The following is a 20,443-nucleotide window of genomic DNA, read 5'->3' on the forward strand; positions in this document are numbered from 1 at the left end:
ACCGAGGGGTTGCTGCGATCGCCCGGTCACTGACCAGCCATAATTTGACCATGCGACTGTCGGCCCGGGTTGATTACGCGCTGCGTGCGGCGGCGGAGCTAGCGGCGGCGGCGAGTGGGTCGGACGGGGCCCATCGTCCGGTGACCGCCGAGCGGCTGGCGCAGGCCCAGCAGATCCCGCCCAAGTTCCTGGAGAGCATCCTGCTCCAGTTGCGCCGTGGTGGTGTGGTGACCGCGCAGCGGGGCCCGGAGGGCGGGTATCGGCTGGCACGTCCGGCCGACGACATCTCGCTCGCCGAGATCATCCGGGTCATCGACGGGCCGCTCGCCAACGTGCGTGGCCAGCGGCCGGAGCACGTCGACTACCCGGGTGCCGCCGAGTCCCTGCAGGACGTGTGGATCGCGCTGCGCGCGAGCGAGCGCGAGATCCTCGAACTGGTCACGATCGCGGACGTCGCGACCGGCAAGTTGCCGGAGCGGATCCGGGAACTTGCGGCGGACCCCCGCGCCTGGGTGTGACGCCCGTTTCCCCACCCTCCTCCGGATGATTCCCCGCCCTCCTCACCATGATCGTGAAAGGTTCTCCGTGCCCTGACACGGAGGATCCTTCACGATCACGGTGACCGTCCGCCGTGCTGGGGCGCCCGGCGGGCCGCCGGAGGTGGGTCAAGCGGTGTGCGCGATGACCAGGTCGGCGATCCGGTGGGACAGTCCGGGCGAGAAGAACCCGTGGTGACCCATGCCTGGCACCACGTACAGCCGGGAGCCGGGTATCTGCGCCGCCAGCGCCTCGCCGTGGGCAAGCGGGAAGATCGGATCCTCGCTGCCGTGGACCACCAGGGTGGGGGCGGTGATCGAGGCCAGGGGAGCGAGTCGGTCGTCACCGAAGCGTCGCCCGGCGAGGTCGTGCTGGACGGCGGCGGCGTGGTTGCGTGCCCGCTCGTGGCAGCGTTCGACGAACCGTCGGGCGGCGGCCTCGTCGAAGGGCAGCACCTCGCCGTTGAGTACGCGCCACGTCTGCACGTCGGCCTCGACGCGCTCGTGCCGCGTGCTCCTCGGCATCCGCGCGGACGCCATCAGGTGTTGCAGGAACCGCTGCGACGGCGGGGGAAGCTCGCCCGGGACCGGCGGCTGCCCGGCCATGGCTCGCGCCCAGGCCGGACCGGGTTGGTTGCCCATCGGGGACGTTGCCATCGCGGTCAGCGTCAGCACCCGCGCCGGGCGGTGTACCGCCAGCCACTGGCCGATCGTGCCGCCGAGCGACGCCCCGACGACGTGGGCCGCCGTGACGCCGTGTCCGTCAAGGACCGCCAGGGTGTCGGCGGCCATGTCGGCGAGGGCGTACGGATGGGTGGTGAAATCGACGCAGTCGGACCGCCCGGTGTCGCGGTGATCGAACCGGATGACCTGCCGACCACTATCGATCGCGCGACATCTATCGGTGGCGGCGACGAACCGGCGCGATTGGGGCAATCTGCCGGCGACGTTTCAGCGCCATTGGGCGCCGAAGGTCACGGGTGACGGGAATCCCACTGTCTGGATCGTCGTTGACACGTCGCGCTCAAGTGACCCAGTATCCCTAGCAACTATCTGGGGATTGTGGGGATGACCATGACGAGATCGATGATGCGGACGCTGGCCGGTGTGGTCGCTGTCGCCACCGCCCTCACCGGCCTCGTCGCCTGTGGAGGGTCGAAGGGCAAGGCGTCGAGCGCTCCGGTGACGCTGCGCCTCGGGTACTTCCCGAACCTGACCCACGCCACCCCGATCGTGGGGCTCAAGAAGAACTTCTTCGCCGAGAAGCTCGGCGGGAAGGTCACGCTCGACACGAAGACCTTCAACGCCGGCCCGGAAGCGGTGGAGGCGCTCTTCTCCGGCGCGGTCGACGCCACCTACATCGGTCCCAACCCGACGGTGAACGCCTGGCAGAAGTCCAAGGGCAAGGCCGTCAAGGTGGTGGCCGGTGCCGCGTCCGGCGGTGCCGCGTTCGTGGTGAAGCCCGACATCACCGGCCCCGACCAGCTCAAGGGCAAGAAGATCGCGTCGCCGCAGCTCGGCAACACCCAGGACGTGGCGCTGCGGTACTGGCTCAAGCAGCACGGGCTGAACACGACCAAGGAGGGCGGCGGCGACGTCACCATCCTGCCGCAGGCCAATGCGGACACGGTGACGGCGTTCGGCGCCGGTGCCATCGACGGCGCCTGGGTCCCCGAGCCGTTCGCCTCCCGCCTGGTGAAGGCCGGCGGCAAGGTACTGGTGGACGAGCGCGACCTGTGGCCGGGCGGCAAGTTCGTCGTCACCAACCTGCTGGTGAGCACCAAGTTCCTCAAGGCGCACCCGGACGTGGTCAAGAACCTGATCGCCGGCCAGGTGGCGGCCAACGACTTCATCAACGCCAACCCCACCGAGGCCCAGCAGGTGGTCAACAGCGCGCTCGGCGAGCTGTCCGGTAAGGCGCCGGACCCGAAGCAGACCGCCGACGCGTGGAAGACGCTGACGTTCCTCAACGACCCGATCGCCTCATCGCTGCGTAACGGTGCCAAGCACGCCGAGGAGGTCGGCCTGCTCGAGCCGGTCGACCTCAAGGGAATCTACGACCTGACGCTGCTCAACGAGGTACTCAAGGCGAGCGGCGCACCGGAGGTCACGTCATGACATCGGTACTGCCTGACGGGGCCACCGCCGGGCGGGCGGTGGACCGTCCGGCGGTCACGCTGTCGGAGGTGTCCAAGGTGTTCGGGCGTGGTACCGCCGCGGTGCACGCGCTGGACCGGGTGTCGCTCGACGTCGCCGCCGGTGAGTTCGTCTGCCTGGTCGGTGCCTCCGGCTGCGGCAAGAGCACACTGTTGTCGCTGGTCGCCGACCTCGACCAGCCGACGGCCGGCAGCATCGAGGTGGCCGGCGGGGCCCGTCCGGGCCTGATGTTCCAGGAACCGGCGCTGTTCCCGTGGCTGACGGTGGCCGGCAACGTCGGCCTGCCGCTGCGCCTGCGGGGGGTACCGCGCGCGGAGCGGGCCACCCGGGTGGCCGAACTGTTGCACACCGTCCACCTCGGGGAGTTCGGCCGGCGCCGCCCGCACCAGCTCTCCGGCGGCATGCGGCAGCGCGTCGCGATGGCCCGTACCCTTGCGCTCGACACGTCGGTACTGCTCATGGACGAGCCGTTCGGGGCGCTGGACGCGATGACCCGCGACATCCTGCACGACGAGATCGAGCGGATCTGGCAGGAGCGCGCGCTGACCATCCTGTTCGTCACCCACAACGTCCGCGAGGCCGCGCGGCTCGGTGACCGGATCGTGCTGCTGTCCAGCCGGCCGGGCCGGGTCGTGGCCGACTGGCGGGTCGACGTACCGCGGCCCCGGCGCATCGACTCGCCCGAGGTGGCCGCCGTAGCGGCCGAGGTGACCGACCGACTGCGTCAGGAGGTACGCCGCCATGGCCACTGACCTGGGCACCGCGGAGCGGACGATCAGCGGTCTGGACGCGCTCGACCTCGGCGATCCGGGCCGGCCCGAGTCCAGGCTCGCCCGGATCTGGGCCTCGACCTGGCCCAAGCTGCTGGCGTTGGCGTTCGTGCTGGCGCTCTGGCAGGTCGTGTACTGGTCGGGATGGCGGGAGCCCTGGGTGCTGCCCGCGCCGAGCGAGGTCTTCGCCGACCTCGGCCGGGCCGCGACCACCGCCAGCTTCTGGCACGCGATCGCGACGACGCTGCGCCGTGGACTTGTCGGCTTCGCCCTGGCCGCCGCGATCGGCCTCGTCCTGGGCGTGGCGGTGGCGCGGGTACGGCCGCTGCGCGCCGCCCTCGGATCGGCCATCACGGCATTGCAGACCATGCCGTCGATCGCCTGGTTCCCACTGGCCATCCTGCTGTTCCAGATCAGCGAGAACGCCATCCTGTTCGTGGTGGTACTGGGCGCCGCCCCGTCGATCGCCAACGGGGTGATCTCCGGGGTGGACTACGTCCCGCCGCTGCTGCTGCGGGCCGGGCGCAACTTCGGCGCCCGGGGCCTGAGCCTGTACCGCCACGTCGTGGCGCCGGCCTCGCTGCCCGCGATCGTGTCCGGCCTGAAGCAGGGCTGGGCGTTCGCGTGGCGTTCGCTGCTCGCCGGTGAACTGCTCGTGATCATCGCGCACCGCCCGGCGCTCGGCGTACGGCTGCAGGGTCTGCGGGAACAGAACGACGCGGTCGGCGTCCTCAGCACGATGATCGTCATCTTCGTGCTCGGAGTCGTCGCCGATGCCGTCTTCTCCTACGCCGACCGGCGGCTGCGCCGGTCCTGGGGGCTCGACCAGGCGTAGCGACGGGTGCTGGGCCCCGCGGACCCTGTCGGGCAGTGGGGCCGGCACCCGTCGCCGGTTCTACATCCGAAAGCGACCGACCAGGGTCTGCAGTTCCTGCGACATCTGCGCCAGGCTCGTGGCGGAGCGCCGGAACTCGGCGACGCGCTCGGTGGTCTGCTCCGTCGCGGTGGCGACCCCGGCGACGGTGCTGGCGATGTCCGCCGATCCACCGGCGGCGTCGCCGATACTGCGGTTCATCTCGGTGGTCGTCGCGGTCTGCTCCTCCACCGCGGCGGCGATGGCCAGTTGATGCTCGTTGATCCGCGAGATGATCTCGCTGATCTGACCGATCGCCTCCACCGCGCTGGAAGTGTCCGCCTGGATCGTCTCGACCCGGCGGGCGATGTCCTCGGTGGCCCGCGCGGTCTCCTGGGCGAGTTCCTTGACCTCGTTGGCCACCACGGCGAACCCCTTGCCGGCGTCACCGGCGCGGGCGGCCTCGATGGTCGCGTTGAGGGCGAGCAGGTTGGTCTGCTCGGCGATCGAGGTGATGACCTTGACCACGTTGCCGATCTCGGCCGACGACTCGCCCAGCTTGGCGACGGTGTGGTTGGTCTCGTTGGCCACGGCCACCGCCTGGGTGACCACGCCGGCGGCCTCGTTGGCGCTGTGGGTGATCTCCTGGATCGACGTACCCATCTCCGCGGAGCCCGTCGCGACCGTCTGGACGTGGTGCGACACCTGCTCCGCGGCGCCGGCGACCAGGCCGGCCCGGGCGCTTGCCTCGGCGGCCGAGGCCTCCGCGGCCGCCGAGTTGGCCTGTACGTGCTGCGAGGCGTCGCCGAGCTGGCGGGCGGTGTCGGCCACGGCCAGCACCGTGCCCCGGACGGCGCCCACGGCCTCGTCGAGCGCCCGGCCCATCGCGGCGACCTCGTCCCGGCCGTCGACGTCGACCCGGACGTCCAGGTCTCCCTCGGCCACCCGGCGCAGCGCGGCCAGGCAGCGCCGCAGCGGCGTGACGACGCTGCGGGTTACCAGCCAGGCGAGCAGCGTGGCCAGCAGCACCCCGAGGCCGGCGGCGGTGAACATCAGCAGCCGCGACTCGTTCGCCTGGGACGCCGCCTCGGCGACGGCCTTCGCGCTCCGCGCCGTGACCGACTTGATCAGCGCCAGGGTGCTGTCGATGATGGCGTTGTACGTGTCGAGCTGGACCGTGTTGACGTAGTCGACGGCGGCGTCGGCACCCGCCTTCGTGTCCGCCCGCAGCAGGCCGACCATGTGTTCGTCGATGCGGAAGTACTCCGTCCACGCGTCCCGCAGCTTGGCCAGTTGGGCCTGCTCTCCGTTCGTCATGTACTGGGAGTGCACGGCGGCCAGCGCCTTGCGTAGGCCCTCGGACTCGGCCAGGAAGCCGGCGCGGTTGAGCCCGTCGTTGGCGATGGCCTGGCTCGGGCTGAACCGGTAGGCCTCGATGAGGTAGCCGTTCTGCCAGGCGCTCACGCTGCCGTCGTAGAACTTGATCTGTTCGAGGTCACTGGTGAGCACCCGTAGCTGCTCAACCTGCTGGACGGCCTTCTCCTGCCGTCCCAGCGCGACCGCCGCGAGCAGGGCGTTGGCGACCAGCAACGCCGTCACCACTGCGAATGCCGTCCCGAGACGCACGCCGATTTTCAGTCGGTTCAAACCCATCATGTGCTCCTTCGTGCATGACGGGCCCCACGTCGCAGAGACCCCGACATGACCATTCGGCAGAACCGGGCTGAACCTGAGTGGATGGGGCGTTCAGCCCATCTCGTCGACGGCGGCCTGGAGCAGTTTCCAGGCGGCCTCGGCGTGCCGGTCCCGGGTGGCCGGTGCCCCGACGGCGAACCGGAGCACGTACCGGCCGCCGACCCGGGTGTGGGTCAGGTACGCCTGGCCGGTCGCGTTCACCCGGCGCAGCAGCTCCTCGTTGACGGCGTCACCCGCCGAACCGGCGCCGGTGGAGCCGTCGCCGCGGGAGTCGTCGCCGGGGGAGTCGTTGCCGGTGGAGCCGTCGCCGCGCAGGCGGAAGCAGACCAGCGAGAACGGGTGCGGCGCCACGATCTCGAAGCGCTCGTCGGCGCGTACCAGCTCCGCGAAGCGCTGCGCGGTCGCCACCCCGGACCGGATGTGCGCGCGCAGCCCCTCGGCGCCGTACCAGCGCAGCACGAACCACAGTTTCAGGGCCCGGAACCGCCGCCCCAGCGGCACCTGCCAGTCGCGGTAGTCGATCACCTCGCCGGACTCGCTGGCGGCGTTGCGCAGGTACTCCGGCAGTACCGTCAGCGCCCGCACCAGCTCGGCGCGTTCGGCGACCCAGAACGCGTCACAGTCGAAGCCGGTCAGCAGCCACTTGTGCGGGTCGAAACAGTACGAATCGGCGTGTTCCAGGCCGGCGTGGGACCAGCGCAGCTCGGGGCAGACCGCGGCCGCCCCGGCGTACGCGGCGTCGACGTGCAGCCAGACGCCGTACTCCTGGCAGATCGCCCCGATCTCGCCCAGCGGGTCGACCGCCGTGGTCGAGGTGGTGCCGATCGTGGCGACGACCAGGGCCGGAACTCTGCCTTCGGCCAGGTCGGCGTCGAGGGCGGCGCGCAGGGCGTCCGGGCGCATCGCGTACCGGTCGTCCACCTCGACCGCGCGGACGTTCTCGTCGCCGACGCCGGCGAGCCGGGCGGCCTTCTCGATGGACGAGTGGCCCTGGGTGGAGGCGTAGACGGTGTAGCGTTCCCGGATTCCGGACCGCCGCCAGGCGCCACCGCTGGCGCGGTGCAGCGCGGCGAGCGTCGCGACGAGCGCGGCCGAGGAGGCCGAGTCCTGGATCACCCCGCCGCCGCCCGCCGTCGACCGGAACGCCGCCGGCAGGTCGAGCAGGTCGGCCAGCCAGTCCAGCACGACGGTCTCCACCTCGGTGGCGGCCGGGCTGGTCGACCAGAGCATGCCCTGGACGCCGAGGGCGGCGGAGACCAGGTCACCCAGGACCGACGGGCCGGAGGTGTTGGCCGGGAAGTAGCCGAAGAACGCCGGGTGCTGCCAGTGGGTCAGGCCGGGGACGATCACCCGGTCGAGGTCGGCGAGGACGGCGGCGAAGTCCTCGCCGTTCTCCGGCGCGCGGTCGGGCAGCCGCGCGGCGATCTCGCCGGGGCGTACGTCCGGGGCGACGGGCAGGTGTTCCAGCTCCGTCCAGTACCGGGCGATCCAGTCGACCACCTCGTGCCCGTACCGGCGGAACTCCTCGGGTGTCATGTGTGCTGCCACGCCAGCGACCATAGTCCCGGCCCTGTCGAGTCCCGGCCGGGCGGCCCTGCGGCCCCCGCGTACATGTGGTACGCAGGGTTAATGTTCTCGCCGCTCGCGGGGCTGCTGCCGGATCTGGCCGATCTCTACCAGGATCTGCACCGGCATCCCGAGTTGTCCTTCGCGGAGACCCGCACCGCGGTCGAGCTGGGCCATCACCTGCGCGAGCTCGGGTACGAGGTGGCCGTCGGCGTCGGGCGTACCGGCGTGGTCGGCGTGCTGCGGAACGGCGCGGGCCCCACCGTGATGCTGCGGGCCGACATGGACGCGCTGCCGGTCACCGAACGTACCGGCCTGCCGTACGCGTCGACCCGGGCCGGCGTGATGCACGCCTGCGGCCATGACCTGCATTGCGCCTGGTTGGTGGGCGCGGCGGCGCTGCTGGCGCACAGCGGTGACCGGTGGGCGGGCACCGTCCTGGTGGTGTTCCAGCCGGCGGAGGAGGTCGGCGGCGGGGCCGAGGCGATGGTCGACGACGGGTTGTTCGACCGGTTCGGCCGGCCGGACGTGGCGCTCGGCCAGCATGTCGGACCGGCCCCGGCGGGCCGGGTGCTGTCCCGGCCGGGCCTCATGATGGCGGCCAGCGACTCGCTGCGGGTGCGCCTGTTCGGCCGCGGCGGGCACGGCGCCCGGCCGGAGTCCACGGTGGATCCGGTGGTGATGGCCGCGTCGACCGTGCTCCGGCTGCAGACCGTCGTCTCCCGTGAGGTGCCCGCGACCGAGGCGGCGGTGGTCACGGTCGGCGCCCTGCACTCGGGTACGAAGGAGAACATCATCCCCGACGATGCCGAGCTGAAGCTGAGCGTGCGCAGTTTCGACCCCCGGATCCGGGAACTGGTCCTGGCCGGCATCGAGCGGATCGTCCGCGGGGAGGCGGCCGCTGCGGGTGCGCCGAAGCCGCCCGAGATCGAGCTGGAGCGGGCGTTCGCCCCGGTGGTCAACGACGAGGCGGCCACGGCACGGGTCAGTGACGCGTTCATCGCGCACTTCGGCGCCGACCGCGTGGTGCCGGCGCCGTTGCTGACCGGTGGTGAAGACTTCGGCGAGTACTCCACCCGGGGCGGCTTCCCGTCGGTGTTCTGGTTCGTGGGCGGCACCGATCCGGACGCGTACGCGCGGGCGGAGCAGTTGGGCCGGGTGGATCGCGACATCCCGTCCAACCATTCCCCGTACTTCGCGCCGGTGCTGGATCCGACGCTGTCCACCGGGGTGGAGACGCTGGTCACGGCCGCGCTGGCGTGGCTGGAGGTCGGGGACGGGCCACAAGCGCGTGGGACGGTGGGCGAACGGGTCGGTACCGACCACGGCGAGGGTCGACCGGTGGGCGAACGGGCCCGTGCCGACCACGGCGAGGGTGACCGTGCGGGGCCGGTCGGCGCGTGAGTGAAACTCGCTCAATCAAACATGTCAATTCTACCCTTAGTGACGAGAACGTCACATTCGGGTGGTGGGGCATGGGTGACCGGGACGACCTCGACGACCTCGGTGTCGGTCTGCCGCCACCGGCCAACCTTCCCAGGCGTGCCGTGGTCAGCGGTGAGATTGTCAAGATCGAGGAGGCGTACCCGCGAGCGGTCGCCGTCGGACCGGGCCTGATCGCCGCCGTGCTGTGCGGCGCCACCGTGACCCGGCTGTTCACCGCGCTCCTTGCGGCGGTGCTGCGGACCCGGGCCGGCGCCGGGGACGGGCGCGGCTGGAAGGCTCTGCGCCAGGGGCCCGAGTTCCGGGTCACGCCGATCTGGATCCGGGACACCGACGGCATGTTCGTCGAGTTGGAGGTACACGGCTACCTCTCGGGCCGGGCCCTGCGGCGGCGCGACCGGGTCCGGGTGACCGCCCACCGTCAGAACCGGCCGCACCTGCCGATGCGGGCGCACCGCATCGAGAACCTGACGATCGGCCGGATCGTCGTCCCTCGCCGGCCGACGGTGTGGACCCATCTGGGGCCCGGTCTGCTGCTCCAGGCGGCGGCGGGACTCGTGGGCGTCGCGCTGCTGGTGGCGTGCGTCTGGGTCGGTGGCTGAGCGCCGCCACCCCGACGGACGCCGAGCCTCGACGGGCGCCGCCACCCCGACGGGCGCCCCGCCCCGCGCGGTCGGGTCCCGGGTGCCCCCGGTTAGCCGGGCCGGGGGTGGGTAGGCCCTCCGGACGCGATCCGCGACCGGAGGTGGGCGACGGCGTGAACACTCGACTCTGGCGGCGGCTGGCGCTCGGCGCGGCCGCCGGTGCGGTGGGCATCCTGGGGGTGCGGTTCGTACGCCGGGCCGCCCGGCCGGACCACGGCGATGACCGCCGCGCGTACCTGCGGGCCACCACCATCTACCGGTCACCGGCCGAGGTGTACGCGTTCTGGCGCGACCTGCCCACCATCGCCCGGGCGGTGGGGAACGTGGTACGGGTCGACGAGGTCGACGACCGGCGCTCCCGGTGGGTCGTGGCGGAGCCGGGCGGTACGTCGCGGGAATTCGTGGTCGAACTCCTGGTCGACGAGGCGCAGCGGCTGCTGGTCTGGCGGGCCGAGGACGCACCTGTCCCGCACGAGGGGCGGGTCGAGTTCCGCGAGGCGCCCGGCCGGCGCGGTACGGAGGTGCGGCTCTTCCTGGAGTACGCGCGGCCGGTCGACCCGGCGATCGGCCCGGTGACCGCCCGCCAGGTCGACCGGGCGCTGACCGGCGTCCTCCGCAGGGCCAAGCAGATCATTGAGACCGGCGAGGTCATCACGGTCGAGGGGCCCAGCGGTCGGGCCGCGCCGCCCGAACCGGCCACCGCGCCGCAGCAGTCCACCGCGCCGCAGCAGCCCACCGCGCGGCAACCTGCGACGCCGCGGTCACCGGCCGCCGCGCCGGTCCGGCCGTCGGGAGGTCCGGCGTGAAGGCGCTCTGCTGGGAGGGGGTGAACCGGGTCGGCGTCGAGACCGTGCCCGACCCCCGGATCGAGGACTCCCGGGACGCGCTCGTGCGGGTGATGGCGAGCAGCGTCTGCGGCTCGGACCTGCACCTGATCGACGGGTACGTACCGGCGATGCGTGCGGGCGACATCCTCGGCCACGAGTTCGTGGGCGAGATCGTGGAGACCGGTCCGGACGTGCGTACCGTGGCGGTCGGGGAGCGGGTCGTGGTCGGGGCGACCATCGGCTGCGGCGGCTGCTGGTACTGCGATACCGACCAGTGGGCGCTGTGCGACAACACCAACCCGCACGCCGACGTTGCCGAGGGGCTGTGGGGACACTCGCCGGGAGCCGTGTTCGGGTCGTCGATGCTGACCGGCGGGTACGCCGGCAGCCACGCCGAGTACGTGCGGGTGCCGTTCGCCGATTACGGGATCTACCGGATACCGCTGGACGTGCCCGACGAGACCGCGGTGTACGCCTCGGACGCCGCGCCGACCGGTTGGATGGCCGCTGAACTGTGCGATGTCCACGACGGTGACGTGGTGGCGGTGTGGGGGGCCGGCGCCGTGGGACAGTTGGCCGCCCAGGCGGCCCTGGTGCTCGGCGCGGTGCGGGTGGTCGTGATCGACCGGTGCCCCGACCGGCTCGCCGCCGCCCGGGACGCCATCGGAGCGGACACTCTGGACTACCGGAGCACCGACGTGCAGGAGGCGCTGCGCGAGCTGACGGCCGGCCGCGGGCCCGACGCCTGCATCGAGGCGGTCGGCATGGAGGCCGACGGCGACGGCTTGGCCGGCGCGTACGACCGGGCCAGGCGGGTGGTGGGGGCGCGGCCCACCGAGCGGCCCAGCGCGGTACGTGCGGCGGTCCAGGCGTGCCGCAAGGGCGGTACGGTCGCGATGGTCGGCGCCTTCACCGGTACCGCGGACGGGTTCCCGCTGGGTGCGCTCATGCACAAGGGGCTCACGCTGCGCTCGGGGCAGCAGCCCGCGCAGCGGTACCTGCCGGTGGTACTGGACCGGATGGCCCGCGGCGACCTCTCGGCCGGGTACCTGACCACGCACCGGATACCGCTGTCCGACGGGGGGCGCGGCTACGACCTGTTCCGGCGCAGGGCCGACGGCTGCCTGCGCGTGGTCTTCCAGCCGCAGGCGTGAACCGCGGCCTTCCGGCCGCAGGCGTGAACCGCCCGGGTGGGGGCGTCACCGGCTCAGCCGCTGCCCGCCCGGTCGCCGGGTTCGCCCTCGCCGAGCAGGTCGGGTACCTGGCGTAGCGCCTCGGACGCCTCGTCCTGCGCGTACTCCCCCTCGGGGAGGCCGTCGACGATCGCGAGTTGGTCGGCCGGCAGTTCGGCGGCGACCGCCGCGCGATGGATCTCGTCGCGCGACAGGCGTTCCTGCCCGTGGTACTGATACACGTCGTCGAGAAACGCGTCCAAGCTCATGATGACGGGCTACCCGGTCGGGAGAGCGCGAAACGACCGGCCCTCCGCAAGATCACAAGAACCCGCCGGTTGCGGGTTAATCGGGCCGAAGCCGGGGTAGCGCACGCGCCGTGCCAGCCATGACCGGTTTCAATCCCGTCCGCGCGGTCCGGAAGATCGCCGTCCTGCGGGCGAACGCCCTGGGCGACTACATCTTCAGCCTGCCGGCCCTGTACGCCTTGAAGGCGGCCTATCCCGGGGCCGAGGTCACCCTGTTGGGCGCGCCGTGGCATGCCCGCGTCCTGTCCGGGCGCCCCGGGCCGATCGACTATGTGGCGGTCGTGCCGGCCGTACCCGGCGTGCGCGGCGGCGACAGTCCGCCGGGCGAGCTGGACGCCTTCTACCGCTGGGCGATGGGGGAGGAGTTCGACATCGCGCTGCAACTGCACGGCGGGGGCCGGAACAGCAACCCGATCGTGCGGGCGCTCGGCGCCCGGGTGACCGCCGGGCTTCGGGAGGTGGACGCGCCGCCGCTGGACCGGTGGATCCCGTACGTGTACTACCAGCCGGAGGTGTTCCGGTATCTGGAGGTGGTGGGCCTGGTCGGCGCCCCGCCGGTGACCCACACCCCGGTGTTCGAGCTGACCGACGACGACCGCGCGCAGGCCCGGTCGTTGCTGGGGTTGCCGGAGCGGCCCCGGGTCGTGCTGCACCCGGGCGCGAGCGACCGCCGGCGGCGCTGGCCGGCGGAGCGGTTCGCCGCCGTCGGCGACACGCTCGCCGCGGCGGGCGTCGAGGTCGTCGTGACGGGTACCGGTCCCGAGCGCGCGATCGTCGCCGAGGTGTGTGGCCGGATGCGGCAGCCCGCCCGCGCGGTCGTCGACGAGCTGACCGTTCCCGGCCTCGCCGGGCTGCTGGCCGACTGTGCGCTCGTCATCGCCAACGACACCGGGCCGCTGCACCTGGCGGCGGCGGTCGGTACCCGTACCGTCGGGTTGTTCTGGGTGGGGAACATGATCAACGCGGCGTCGCCGGAGCGCCGGCGGCACCGGCCGCTGATCTCGTGGACGATCCACTGCCCCGAGTGCGGCCTGGACTGTACCCGGGACCTCTACCCCGAGCGCGCCGGTGGTACAGGCTGCCGGCACTCGCCGTCGTTCGTCGCGGACATCCCCGTCGCCGAGGTGGCGGCGGAGGCGCTGGACCTGCTCGCGGCGTACCGCCGGGATCGGGTGCCGGTCTCCCTGCCGGGCCGCTGAGCCCGCCGGCTCTCCGTGACCGTGAAGGCTCTGCGTGGCCCTGACGCCGTGGCCCTGGCCCCGAAAAGTCTTCACGATCATGTGAAAATATATCCAAGGTTATCAATTCTGCGGTATGTTTCTCTCGCTGGCCAGGAAAGCGTTTTCCTAGCGGAGAGGAGCATGCTGATGAGACGACCGGCGACAAGGGTGCTCGTCGTCGCCGTGGCGGCAGCCGGAGCGCTGGCCGGCACGGTGGCCGGCACCGCCTCGGCGGCGACCGCCCCGGCCCCGACCGTCCTGGCGACCGCCCCGGTCACCTTCCCGGCCGCCACCGGCCAGGAGAACGTCACCGCCACCCGTACCGTCTCCGGCACGTTCGACGGCGGGCTGAAGCGGTACGTCCCGGTCGGCCTCGGCGACGGGACGTCGAGCGAGAGTCAGAAGCCGGTGTTCACCCTCAACAACGGCGCCACGTTGAAGAACGTGATCATCGGTGCCCCCGGCGCCGACGGCGTGCACTGCAAGGGCACCTGCACGCTGCAGAACGTCTGGTGGGAGGACGTCGGGGAGGATGCCGCCACCCTGGAGGGCAGCGCCCCGGCGGGGTCGGTCATGACGATCGACGGGGGTGGCGCGCGCAAGGCCGCCGACAAGGTCTTCCAGCACAACGGTCCCGGTACCTACGTCATCCGGAACTTCTTCGTCGACGACTTCGGCAAGCTGTACCGGTCCTGCGGCAACTGCAAGAGCAACTACCAGGGCCGGCGTGACGTGGTGGTGCAGAACGTCATCGCGCAGGCCGGCAAGAGCGCGCTCGTGGGTGTCAACAGCAACTACGGCGACACCGCGCGGCTGTCGAAGGTGACGATCTACGGCGACCCGAACCACAAGCTGGTGATCTGCCAGAAGTACACCGGCAACAACACCGGCGCCGAACCGCCCAAGGCCGGCACCGGACCGGACAGTACCAACTGCCTGTACTCGGCGTCGGACATCACCTACAGGTAGGGGACGCTGGCCGGCGGGCGAAGTCTCCTGGTGAGCGGGGTTCGTGGGGCGGCGCCACCGCGAACCCCGCGCGTCCGGCCTCCCACAACTGGAAAGTTTCTTGACTATTGGGCACCTCGATGTGAGCATTCCTAGGACCGGGGGCACTGTGAGCGCTCCCACCGGGACTTCGGGGGTATGTCGCCCATGACTGGTCAGCGCAGTGCCTACCTGCTGCGGCTCGCCGACGCGGTACTGCAGCCGGGCTTCGTCGGAACCACACCACCCGCCTGGGTGTGCCGACGGCTGGCCGACGGGCTCGGCGGCGTCGCGCTGTTCAGTCGCAACATCGTCGACCCGGCCCAGGTGGCCGCGCTGACCGCGGCGCTGCGCGCGGAGAACCCCGACGTGATCGTCGCCATCGACGAGGAGGCCGGTGACGTCACCCGGCTGGAGTCGCGCACCGGCAGCTCCCGCCCCGGCAACCTGGCCCTCGGCGCCGTCGACGACCCCGCCCTCACCGAGGCGGTGGCCCGCGAGCTGGGGTACGAACTGGCGGCGGTGGGCGTCACGCTCAACTACGCGCCGGACGCCGACGTCAACTCCAACGCCGACAACCCCGTCATCGGGGTGCGCTCCTTCGGCTCCGACGCCGACCTGGTCGCGCGGCACACCGCCGCCTGGGTACGCGGCCTGCAGACCGCCGGCGTCGCCGCCTGCGCCAAGCACTTTCCCGGCCACGGCAACACCAGCGTCGACTCACACCATGCCGCGCCGGTGATCGAGGCGACCCGCGACGAACTGTTCGCCTGCGAGCTGCTGCCGTTCCGGGCGGCGGTCGGGGCGGGGGTCCAGGCGATCATGAGTGCGCACCTGTACGTGCCCGCCGTCGACCCGGACCTGCCGGCCACGGTGAGCCGCCGGATGCTGATCGAGGTGCTCCGCGGCGACCTGGGGTTCGACGGCCTGATCATCACCGACGGCATCGAGATGGCCGCCGTGGCGAAGCCGTACGGGCTGGCCGGCGCCACGGTCCGGGCGCTCGCCGCCGGGGCCGACGCGATCTGCGTGGGCGGCGAGACCGCCGACGAGGCGTCCGCCGCCGCGCTGCGTGACGCGATCGTGGACGCGGTGACCGCCGGTACCCTCCCCGAGGAGCGGCTGGCCGACGCGGCCGAGCGGGTGCGGCGGCTGGCCCGGTGGGCGTCCACCACCCGGACGTCGCGGGCCGCCGCGAACGGCTACGCCAACGGGCACGCGGTGCCCCTCGGGCTCGCCGCCGCCCGCCGGGCGGTCCGGCTGAACGGCGACGCGGCGGCCGCCACCCTGCCCCTGGCCGGCGCGCCGCACGTGGTCGAGTTCGTGGCGCCCGGCAACATGGCGATCGGGCCCGAGACGCCGTGGGGCCTGGCCGAGCCGCTGGGCGGGCTGCTCCCCGGTACCACGTCGGTACGGGTGACCGCCGACGAGTTCCCCGACGCGGCCCGCCTGGGTGAGATCGCCCTGGCCCCGTCCGCCGGCCGTCCGCTGGTCCTCGTGGTCCGCGACGCGCACCGCCACCCGTGGATGACGCGGGCGTTGAGCGTACTGCTCGCGGCCCGCCCGGACGCGGTCGTGGTCGAGATGGGCGTACCGGCCGTCCGTACCGGCCGGGTGTACCTGGCGACCTACGGCGCCAGCCGCGCCAACGGCCTCGCCGCGGCCGAGGTACTCGCCGGCCGCGCCTGAACGGGGCGGCGGAGACCGGCCCGGCCGTGACAGGATCCGGCGGTGCGGATACGGGGAGCTCTGCTGGCGCTGTTCGGGGCGGCGGCACCGGTACAGGTGTTCGGCGTACTGATCGCGGAGCGGAAGCTGGAGTTGCAGGCCGGCCTGGTCGCGCTGGCCGCGCTCACCGGCTACGCCGCGCTCGCCGGTCGTACGGCCCGCCCCGGGGTCCGCTGGCCGCTGCTGGCCGGCGTGGCCGTGCTGACCGCCCGCACGGCCGTCGACCTGGCCCGCTACCGGTCGCCGGGGCCGATGGCGTGGATGGTGTCGACGGAACCGCCGCCGTCGTGGCCGGACCTGCTCGGCCAGGGGCTGTGGCGGGCGGCGCCGGTCCTGCTCGCGTACGCCTGTCTCGCGGCCGCCGTCGTCGCGCTGCCACCGCGCCGCCGGCCGCGCCTCGGCGCCGTGGCGGCCGGCGCCGCGCTGCTCGGGTACGGATACCTCGGCTACCTGCTGGTCACCTCCGGCTACGGGATGCGCGGGCTGCCGGGCGGTGACGGCCTGCGGGAGAACCTCGGCGGCCTGGTACCGGCGCTGCTGGTGCTCGGGATCGCGCTCGCCGCGGCCGTCCTGGCCGGGCAGCGCGCCGGCGCCGGGGCACTGGCGGGGCCGGGCCTGGCGCTCATGGTGGTACCCACCACGCTGGTCGGCGGGTCACTGGCGCTCGTCGGCGTGCAGACGCTGTTCGCGTACCCGCTCGACGTCGACCGCACCGTCCCGTCATTCGTCGAACTCGGGGTCCGGGTGGGCGCGGAGTCCGTGCTCCAGCCGGCCGCGGCGGTCGCGAGCGCGTTGTACCTCGTCGGGCTCGCCCTGGTGGTGATCGGCTGTCTGGGCCGCCCGGGGAGAAGATCCGGCCACCCGGAGGGGAACGACGGCATGCCGCGGTAGCCGGGGCAGCCAGCCGGCGAGCCGCGGTAGCCGCGGCAGTCAGCCGGCGAGCCGCGGTAGCCGCGGCAGTCAGCCGGCGAGCCGCGGTAGCCGCGGCAGTCAGCCGGCGCGGGCGGCCCGGACCGCCTCGACGAGCTGGGTGCGGGCCCGCGCGACGCGGGAGCGGATCGTGCCCACCGGCACCTGCTCGACGTCGGCCGCCTCTTCGTAGGACAGGCCGATCACCTGCGTGAGCACGAACGCGCTGCGCCGGTCGTCGGGCAGGGCCCGCAGCAGGTCATCGGCGGCGAGCAGGCCCGCGGCGTCGGGGACGCTTCCGGGCCGGGGTTGGGCGGCCAGCCGGCGGTCGAGGCGTCGCAGCCGGGTGAGCGCGCGGATGTGGTCGGCGCAGGCCCGGCGGGCGATGCCCAGCAGCCAGGTCCGGGCGGTCGACCGCCCGGCGAACTCCGGCAGCGCGCGGAACGCCCGCAGGTAGGTGTCCTGGGTGAGGTCGTCGGCGGCGTCCCGGTCGACCAGCGCGGCCACGAACCGCCAGACCTCGGCCTGGGTGGACCGCACGAAGGCGGTGGCCGCCGCCGGGTCCCCGGCGCGAGCGGCCAGCAGCGACCGGGTTGTCGGGTCGGTCGACTCGTCCGTTCCGGGCCTCCGGTCAACGCTCACGCCGATTGACTGTACGTGGCCCGGCGCCGACCGCGGATCCCCGGCCGGGAACTTTTCCCGCCGGTCCGGCGACTACCCGGGCATGACGGCCCATTTCGCCCTCACCTGTGACCAGGCGCGCCTGGCCTTGTCCGCACGTCTCGACGGCGAACCGATCGGCGTGCCGGCCGACCGGCTGGGCTCGCACCTCGACACCTGCCCCGCCTGCGCCGACTGGCTTCGCCGGGCCGAGCAGGTGACCCGGCTGGTCCGGCTGCAACCGGCCCGGGTACCCGACCTCACCCGGACGATCCTCGCGGCCGTCGCCGCCGACCGGGCCAGGCCGGTACCCGCGCCGCCGGCCGGGCGGGGACTCGTCGCGTCCGGCCGGCGCGGGTACCGGCGCCTCGGCGCCCCCGGCCGGCAGGCCCTGATGCGGCTGTTGCAGGCCGCGGTCGCCGCGGTCGCCGCGATGCAACTGCTCGACATCATGCCGGTCATGCTGGGCATCAGCGCCGACGCGCACGCCAGCCACGAGGTCGGTGCCTTCGCCGCGGCGGTGGCGGCGGCGTTCCTGCTGGCGGCCTTCCAGCCCAGGCTGGCCCGCGCGTACACCCCGATCGCGGTCGTGCTGGCGGTGTGCCTGATCGCCACTAGCGGCCTGGACATCGGTGAGCACCGGGTGACCGTCCTGCACGAGCTCGTCGGCCACCTCGGCACGCTGCTCCAGACCGTTCTGATCTTCGCTCTCGGGCGGCTGTACCCCGGGGCCCGGCAGCAGGCGGCCGACCGGCCGGGACCGGGCGACCCGGCGCGCGCGGCCGCCTGACGCGCCCGGACGTGCCGGGGCGCATCGCCGGACGTACCGGGGCGTGCCGGCCGACCGGGGGTGGCGTGCCGGCCGACCGGGCAACGCGTGATCCGCGCCTGGCCGAGGTCCGGCACGGCGGCGGTGGCCTCTTCTAAGCTGCGTGTCCATGGCACGCACCGCATTCGGCCGGCCCCTGCGCGGCGTCGCGTTCGATGCCGCCCTCGCCGCCGGGGTGGCGCTGCTGGCGGTGGCGGCCATCAAGACCCGGCCGATCGGCCCGTGGCTGACGCTGATCGGCCTGGCCATGGCCGGCGCCCTGCTGTTCCGGCGGGTCCGCCCGACCCTGGTCGGGGTCGTGGTGGCGGCGCTGGCCCTGGTCCAGACCCTGATCGGCGGGGCGTCCCAGGGCTTCGATGTGGCGGTGCTCATCGCCATGTACAGCGTCGTCAAGTACGCCGCCCGGCTGCGCGACGGCATCGTGGCCGGCGTCGTCGTGCTGGCCGGCGCAGCGCTCGACTCCCGGCACCCGCGGGGCGTCTGGTGGGCCACCCTCATGTTCGAGGCGCTGGTCATGGGGGCGTTCTGGCTGGTCGCGATGAACCTTCGAACCCGCCGGCTGTACGTGCTCAGCCTGGAGGAGCGGGCCACCACCCTCGAACGGGAGCGGGACGCCCAGGCCCGCGCGGCGGTGGCCGAGGAGCGCACCCGGATCGCCCGGGAACTCCACGACGTGGTCGCGCACAGCCTCGCGGTGATGATCGTGCAGGCGGACGGGGCCACGTACATGCTCGACCGGGACCCGGACACCGCCCGTGCCGCGGTCAAGACGGTCGCCGAGACCGGCCGGGATGCGCTGGAGGAGATGCGGCGGCTGGTCAGCGTCCTGCGCGACGCGGCACCCGCCGAGCCGGCCGGGGTCGGAGCGCCCGGTGTCGACGCGGCCGGAGTCGAGCCGCCCGCCGCGACCCGCGCGGTCGACGGGCGGCGCCCTGCGGCGCTCGGCGAACTGGGCGCGCTGCTCGACCGGTCCCGTGCGGCCGGGCTGGTGGTCCGCGACCGGCAGGCCGGCCAGCCGGCCGCCCTGCCGGCCGGGCTGGACCTGACCGTCTACCGGGTGGTGCAGGAGTCGCTCACCAACGCGCTCAAGCACGCCGGTACCGGCGCCACGGTCGATCTCGTCCTGGACTACTCGCACGCCGGCGAGATCGGCGTACGGGTCACCGACGACGGCGGCGGCACCCCCGTCGGCAGGCCCGCGCCGTCGGGCGGCCACGGCCTGGTCGGCATGCGGGAACGGGTCGCCGTGTACGGCGGCAGCTTCCACGCCGGCCCGCGGCTGGCCGGGGGCTGGGAGGTGGCGGTCCGGCTGCCGCTACCGTCGAGCCGCACCGAACCCGAGGAGGAGACGACGGCATGACGATCCGCGTGGTGATCGTGGACGACCAGGCGCTGGTCCGGGCCGGATTCACGATGGTGCTCGGCTCCCAGCCGGACATGGAGGTCGTCGGGGAGGCCATCGACGGCGCCGACGCACTCCGCGTGTTGGCCCGTGCCGAGGCCGACGTCGTCGTCATGGACATCCGGATGCCCACCATGGACGGGGTCGAGGCGACCCGGCGGCTGTGCCAGGATCCGGATCGGGCCACGGTGGCCGGCCGGCCGCGCGTCCTCGTGCTGACCACGTTCGACACCGAGGCCGACGCGTTCGCCGCGTTGCAGGCCGGCGCGAGCGGCTTCCTGCTCAAGAACGTCCCGCCCGAGGAACTGCTGGCCGCGATCCGGGTGGTGGCCAGCGGCGACTCCGTGGTGGCGCCGCGCATCACCCGCCGGCTGCTCGACCGGTTCGCCGACCAGCTCGGTGCGGGGCCCCGTACCGATCCCCGGCTGGAGCTGCTGACCGAGCGCGAGCGGGACGTGCTGCTGCTGGTCGCGCAGGGCCTGTCCAACGCCGAGATCGGCGCCCGGCTGTACGTCGCGGAGGCGACCGTGAAGACCCACGTCGGCAAGATCCTCACCAAGCTGGAGCTGCGCGACCGGGTCCAGGCGGTGGTGCTGGCGTACGAGACGGGCCTGGTCACGCCGGGTACCTGAGCGGGGTCTACGACCTGCCCGAGCGGGGCCTACGACTCAGGTCGTAGGGGTTGCGCCCTAGGGTCACGACCTCGGAACGACGCAGATCGAGAGCCTCGGTGGAGA

20 protein-coding genes are annotated in these 20,443 nt (G+C 73.1%); 15 read left to right on the plus strand and 5 right to left on the minus strand.

Features of this window, described 5'->3' with window-relative positions:
• The first annotated feature begins 50 nt into the window (after nt 1–50).
• Complete coding sequence (locus ACNTMW_RS25300) at nt 51–518, plus strand: RrF2 family transcriptional regulator (RefSeq protein ID WP_426636289.1); 468 nt, start codon at nt 51–53, stop codon at nt 516–518.
• A gap of 147 nt (nt 519–665) precedes the next feature.
• On the opposite strand, the gene ACNTMW_RS25305 is transcribed toward ACNTMW_RS25300, so the two are convergent.
• Nucleotides 666–1,472, minus strand: a complete 807-nt coding sequence (locus ACNTMW_RS25305; RefSeq protein WP_426636290.1) for an alpha/beta fold hydrolase — start codon at nt 1,470–1,472, stop codon at nt 666–668.
• 138 nt (nt 1,473–1,610) lie between these two features.
• Here ACNTMW_RS25305 and ACNTMW_RS25310 point away from each other — a divergent pair, with 138 nt between their 5' ends.
• Genes ACNTMW_RS25310 through ACNTMW_RS25320 form a run of 3 tightly spaced genes read left to right on the plus strand, consistent with a single transcriptional unit; the run spans nt 1,611 to nt 4,298 of the window.
• Nucleotides 1,611–2,654: an ABC transporter substrate-binding protein gene (locus ACNTMW_RS25310; RefSeq protein ID WP_426636356.1), complete on the plus strand. Its 1,044-nt coding sequence runs from the start codon at nt 1,611–1,613 to the stop codon at nt 2,652–2,654.
• The gene (locus ACNTMW_RS25315; RefSeq protein ID WP_426636292.1) at nt 2,651–3,445 is read left to right on the plus strand and encodes an ABC transporter ATP-binding protein; all 795 of its coding nucleotides are present in this window, start codon (nt 2,651–2,653) and stop codon (nt 3,443–3,445) included. Before ACNTMW_RS25310 ends, ACNTMW_RS25315 begins: the two co-directional genes overlap by 4 nt.
• On the plus strand, nt 3,435–4,298 hold the full coding sequence (locus tag ACNTMW_RS25320; RefSeq protein WP_426636293.1) for an ABC transporter permease: 864 nt from the start codon (nt 3,435–3,437) through the stop codon (nt 4,296–4,298). Before ACNTMW_RS25315 ends, ACNTMW_RS25320 begins: the two co-directional genes overlap by 11 nt.
• A 60-nt stretch (nt 4,299–4,358) precedes the next feature.
• Here ACNTMW_RS25320 and ACNTMW_RS25325 read toward each other — a convergent pair whose 3' ends face one another.
• On the minus strand, nt 4,359–5,963 hold the full coding sequence (locus ACNTMW_RS25325; RefSeq protein WP_426636294.1) for a methyl-accepting chemotaxis protein: 1,605 nt from the start codon (nt 5,961–5,963) through the stop codon (nt 4,359–4,361).
• Between the two features lie 99 nt (nt 5,964–6,062).
• The gene (locus ACNTMW_RS25330; RefSeq protein ID WP_426636295.1) at nt 6,063–7,559 is read right to left on the minus strand and encodes a pyridoxal-dependent decarboxylase; all 1,497 of its coding nucleotides are present in this window, start codon (nt 7,557–7,559) and stop codon (nt 6,063–6,065) included.
• 81 nt (nt 7,560–7,640) lie between these two features.
• Between ACNTMW_RS25330 and ACNTMW_RS25335 the strand changes: the two genes are divergently transcribed.
• The 4 genes from ACNTMW_RS25335 (at nt 7,641) to ACNTMW_RS25350 (ending at nt 11,645) form a co-directional block, all read left to right on the plus strand.
• Complete coding sequence (locus ACNTMW_RS25335; RefSeq protein ID WP_426636296.1) at nt 7,641–8,981, plus strand: amidohydrolase; 1,341 nt, start codon at nt 7,641–7,643, stop codon at nt 8,979–8,981.
• Nucleotides 8,982–9,052: 71 nt separating this feature from the next.
• Nucleotides 9,053–9,622, plus strand: a complete 570-nt coding sequence (locus ACNTMW_RS25340; RefSeq protein WP_426636297.1) for a hypothetical protein — start codon at nt 9,053–9,055, stop codon at nt 9,620–9,622.
• Between the two features lie 155 nt (nt 9,623–9,777).
• Nucleotides 9,778–10,470 carry an SRPBCC family protein gene (locus ACNTMW_RS25345; RefSeq protein WP_426636298.1) on the plus strand — a complete coding sequence of 231 codons (693 nt, stop codon included), beginning with the start codon at nt 9,778–9,780 and terminating at the stop codon, nt 10,468–10,470.
• The gene (locus tag ACNTMW_RS25350; RefSeq protein ID WP_426636299.1) at nt 10,467–11,645 is read left to right on the plus strand and encodes a zinc-dependent alcohol dehydrogenase; all 1,179 of its coding nucleotides are present in this window, start codon (nt 10,467–10,469) and stop codon (nt 11,643–11,645) included. Before ACNTMW_RS25345 ends, ACNTMW_RS25350 begins: the two co-directional genes overlap by 4 nt.
• A 53-nt stretch (nt 11,646–11,698) precedes the next feature.
• Here ACNTMW_RS25350 and ACNTMW_RS25355 read toward each other — a convergent pair whose 3' ends face one another.
• Nucleotides 11,699–11,932: a hypothetical protein gene (locus tag ACNTMW_RS25355; protein WP_426636301.1), complete on the minus strand. Its 234-nt coding sequence runs from the start codon at nt 11,930–11,932 to the stop codon at nt 11,699–11,701.
• Nucleotides 11,933–12,051: 119 nt separating this feature from the next.
• On the opposite strand from ACNTMW_RS25355, the gene ACNTMW_RS25360 reads away from it, so the two are divergent.
• The 4 genes from ACNTMW_RS25360 (at nt 12,052) to ACNTMW_RS25375 (ending at nt 16,797) form a co-directional block, all read left to right on the plus strand.
• Nucleotides 12,052–13,170, plus strand: a complete 1,119-nt coding sequence (locus ACNTMW_RS25360) for a glycosyltransferase family 9 protein (RefSeq protein ID WP_426636302.1) — start codon at nt 12,052–12,054, stop codon at nt 13,168–13,170.
• Nucleotides 13,171–13,338: 168 nt separating this feature from the next.
• Nucleotides 13,339–14,160, plus strand: coding sequence for a pectate lyase (locus tag ACNTMW_RS25365; protein ID WP_426636303.1), 822 nt, complete (start codon nt 13,339–13,341; stop codon nt 14,158–14,160).
• A 177-nt stretch (nt 14,161–14,337) separates the two neighbouring features.
• The gene (locus ACNTMW_RS25370) at nt 14,338–15,867 is read left to right on the plus strand and encodes a glycoside hydrolase family 3 protein (RefSeq protein ID WP_426636305.1); all 1,530 of its coding nucleotides are present in this window, start codon (nt 14,338–14,340) and stop codon (nt 15,865–15,867) included.
• Nucleotides 15,868–15,909: 42 nt separating this feature from the next.
• A complete protein-coding gene (locus ACNTMW_RS25375) occupies nt 15,910–16,797 on the plus strand; it encodes a hypothetical protein (protein ID WP_426636307.1) in 888 nt (295 codons plus the stop codon).
• Between the two features lie 99 nt (nt 16,798–16,896).
• Here ACNTMW_RS25375 and ACNTMW_RS25380 read toward each other — a convergent pair whose 3' ends face one another.
• On the minus strand, nt 16,897–17,457 hold the full coding sequence (locus tag ACNTMW_RS25380; protein WP_426636309.1) for a sigma-70 family RNA polymerase sigma factor: 561 nt from the start codon (nt 17,455–17,457) through the stop codon (nt 16,897–16,899).
• An 82-nt stretch (nt 17,458–17,539) separates the two neighbouring features.
• Here ACNTMW_RS25380 and ACNTMW_RS25385 point away from each other — a divergent pair, with 82 nt between their 5' ends.
• The 3 genes from ACNTMW_RS25385 to ACNTMW_RS25395 all read left to right on the plus strand — a co-directional run bounded on the left by ACNTMW_RS25385 (nt 17,540) and on the right by ACNTMW_RS25395 (nt 20,338).
• A complete protein-coding gene (locus tag ACNTMW_RS25385) occupies nt 17,540–18,265 on the plus strand; it encodes a zf-HC2 domain-containing protein (RefSeq protein WP_426636310.1) in 726 nt (241 codons plus the stop codon).
• Nucleotides 18,266–18,407: 142 nt separating this feature from the next.
• On the plus strand, nt 18,408–19,664 hold the full coding sequence (locus ACNTMW_RS25390) for a sensor histidine kinase (protein WP_426636311.1): 1,257 nt from the start codon (nt 18,408–18,410) through the stop codon (nt 19,662–19,664).
• Nucleotides 19,661–20,338 carry a response regulator gene (locus tag ACNTMW_RS25395; RefSeq protein WP_426636312.1) on the plus strand — a complete coding sequence of 226 codons (678 nt, stop codon included), beginning with the start codon at nt 19,661–19,663 and terminating at the stop codon, nt 20,336–20,338. Before ACNTMW_RS25390 ends, ACNTMW_RS25395 begins: the two co-directional genes overlap by 4 nt.
• Nucleotides 20,339–20,443 lie beyond the last annotated feature (105 nt).

Source organism: Planosporangium spinosum, assembly GCF_049999945.1.
Classification (GTDB): domain Bacteria; phylum Actinomycetota; class Actinomycetes; order Mycobacteriales; family Micromonosporaceae; genus Planosporangium; species Planosporangium spinosum.